Genomic DNA, 2757 nt, shown 5'->3' with positions numbered 1-2757 from the left:
CGGGCCGCTCTTTCCTCAGCAGATGGAGTGTCCCGTCGAAAACGTAGACGATCGGCTCACCGGTCGGGATCTCCACTTTCACGATCTCCACGGGACTCAACCGCTCGATCGACATCACCAGAGCGCGCAGAGAGTTTCCATGGGCGGAGAGGAGTACCGTCTTGTCGCGGGCGAGCTCGGGGGCGATCCTCTCGACGAAAAAGTTGAGTGTCCGTTTTCTCGTATCTTCGAGCGATTCGCTTCTGGGCAGAAGGGCGGGATCGAGTCGGGCGTATTTCGGGTCGTGTTCGGGAAGACGGGGGTCGTCTTCCTTCAGCGCCGGCGGCCTTTCGAAATAGCCGCGCCGCACGGCGAGGAACCTCTCTTCCCCCACCTCTTTGAGTATCGCCTCCTTGTTGTGGGACTGCCACGCCCCGTAATGGCGTTCGTTCACCTTCCAGCTTTTGAGGCAGTCGATATGTTCCCACTCCATCTCTTTCAGCGCAAGCTGCGCCGTGTGGATCGCCCGCTTGAGCCAGGAGGTGAAGCAGATGTCCGGGAAAAGGGCATGTTTCATCAAAACTCTTCCGGCCTCTTTGGCCTCCTCTCTCCCCTTCTCGCTCAGGTCGATATCGGTCCAGCCAGTAAAGAGATTCTCTTTGTTGTAGAGACTCTCGCCGTGTCTCAGCAGTATCAGCTTTCCCATTTCAGACACCTTTTGGATATCGGCATATAGAACTTCGCCAGATAGTCCTTCATCATCCGTCTTCCGCTGAAGCCGGGCGCGACGCTTTTCATCGATTCGCGCATCATGTCGATCCATGCCGCCGGCAGATTGCGCTCGTCGAGTGTATAGAAAAGCGGTACGATCTTCTGTTCGATCGTATCGTAGAGTGCCCGGGCATCCTCATCGTCGTTGGAAACCTCCCCGCCGAAGGCCCAGCCGTTTTTTCCCGTATACCCTTCCGGCCACCAACCGTCGAGCGTGGAGCAGTGCAGCGTCCCGTTGATCGCGGCTTTCATACCGCTCGTACCGCACGCTTCCATCGGTATGAGAGGATTGTTGAGCCAGACGTCGCATCCGCGGACCAGATACTTCGCCACATTTTCGCCATAATCCTCCACGAAAGCGATGCGACCTCTGAAGCGGGGATCCTGCGCCGTCTTGAATATCCTCTGGAGAATCTTTTTGCCGGGTGTGTCCGCCGGATGGGCTTTGCCCGCGAAGACGATCTGTACAGGCCTTGCGTAGTCGTTGACGATCTTCTCCAGGCGCTTTAGATCGTGCAGGATCAGATCGGGCCGTTTGTAAGCCGTCATGCGGCGGGCGAAACCTATCGTCAGTACGTCAGGGTCGAGCATCACCCCCTCGGCCATCGCCACGACGGGATCGATCCCCTCGTCCGACCATTTGCGCCGCACCCGCTCACGGATGAAATTGACCATCCGCACTTTGTAGGTGTAGTGCAGATTCCAGATCGTCTCGTCGTCGAGTTCGTCGATCCGTGACCAGATGTCCGGGATGTCCTGCATATTGAGCCAGTTTTCTCCCAGGATCCTGTCCAGCTCGTCGATCAGCTCGTCCCCCAGCCAGGTCGGCAGATGCACGCCGTTGGTGATATGGTCGATCGGAACCGATTTGGAGCTTTCGTGATCGAAAACGTTTCTCCAGATGGTTCGGGTCACGTCCCTATGTTTTTTGCTGACGGCGTTGCGGTAGCGGCACATTTTCAGACCGAATACCGTCATGTTGAAACCCGCGGCCGGATCGTCCGGATTGATCCCGAACTTCATGAACCGCTCCTTGTCCATCCCGAGCCGTTTCCAGTAGTCTTCGAAATAGTGGCTCATCATATCGAAACCGTAGACGTCCGTCGCCGCCTGCAGCGGGGTGTGGGTGGTAAAGACCGAGCTCTCCTTCACGCGCTCGATCGCGTCGTCGAGCGTCATCCCCTCGTTTTCGATAAAGGCCCTCACTCGCTCGAAAAGGGCGAAAGCGGGATGTCCCTCGTTGAGATGGAGGATGGAGTAACGGATGCCCAGCTCTTCGAGCACCCGGTACCCACCGATCCCCAGGACGATCTGCTGTCGCAGCCGCTGGTTCATGTCGGGCGTGTAGAGCCGGTAGGAGATCTCACGATCCCACGGGTCGTTTTTTTCGATATCCGTATCGAGCAGATAGAGATTCACCTTGCCCACGTTGATCTTCCAGACGCTCGTGTAAACCGGCGGGTCGATGAAAGGGACCTGAATCGTCATATGGTCGCCTTTCTTGTCCAAAACACGCTCGATAGGCGCCGTATCCTTGTCGATCGTCTCGTTGGCGCCGTTTTGCCATCCGTCGCTGCCGATCACCTGCCGCACGTATCCCTGTGGATACATGAATCCGATCCCCACCATCGGAAGCCCCATGTCGCTCGACTCTTTCAGGATGTCTCCCGCCAGAAACCCCAGTCCGCCGGAATAGATCGGTACCGAATGGTGCAGCCCGTACTCGGCGCAGAAGTAGGCGATGGGGAGCGGTTCCTCTTCCGTATAGACGGTTTTGTCCTCCATGTACTGACGGAAAAGAGCGTAAACATAGCGGTATTCGTTCATGAAGGTTTCGTTCGCCGTCAGCGCGGCGATCTGTTTTTTCGAAAGGGACTGAAGCAGCTTGATCGGATTTTGGCCGCTCTCCTTCCAGAGGTAGGGATTGAGCAGCCGAAAGAGATTTTTCCCGTCGGCGTTCCACGTCCACCAGAGATTGAGGGCGATTTCACCCAGTCCCGCGATCTC

The 2757-nt window shown here is 57.0% G+C and carries 2 protein-coding genes; both read right to left on the bottom strand.

The features are described from left to right. Positions 1 to 685: 2,3-bisphosphoglycerate-dependent phosphoglycerate mutase (locus Q1K23_RS08940; protein ID WP_300363969.1), on the bottom strand; the 685-nt coding region annotated here is incomplete at its 3' end. After that, positions 673 to 2757: alpha-glucan family phosphorylase (glgP, locus tag Q1K23_RS08935; RefSeq protein ID WP_366522654.1), on the bottom strand; the 2085-nt coding region annotated here is incomplete at its 5' end. The genes glgP and Q1K23_RS08940, both read right to left, overlap by 13 nt.

Origin of the sequence: Hydrogenimonas sp. (assembly GCF_029933015.1) — a bacterium.
GTDB lineage: Bacteria > Campylobacterota > Campylobacteria > Campylobacterales > Hydrogenimonadaceae > Hydrogenimonas.
This window is presented reverse-complemented; position numbering and strand designations above follow the sequence as displayed.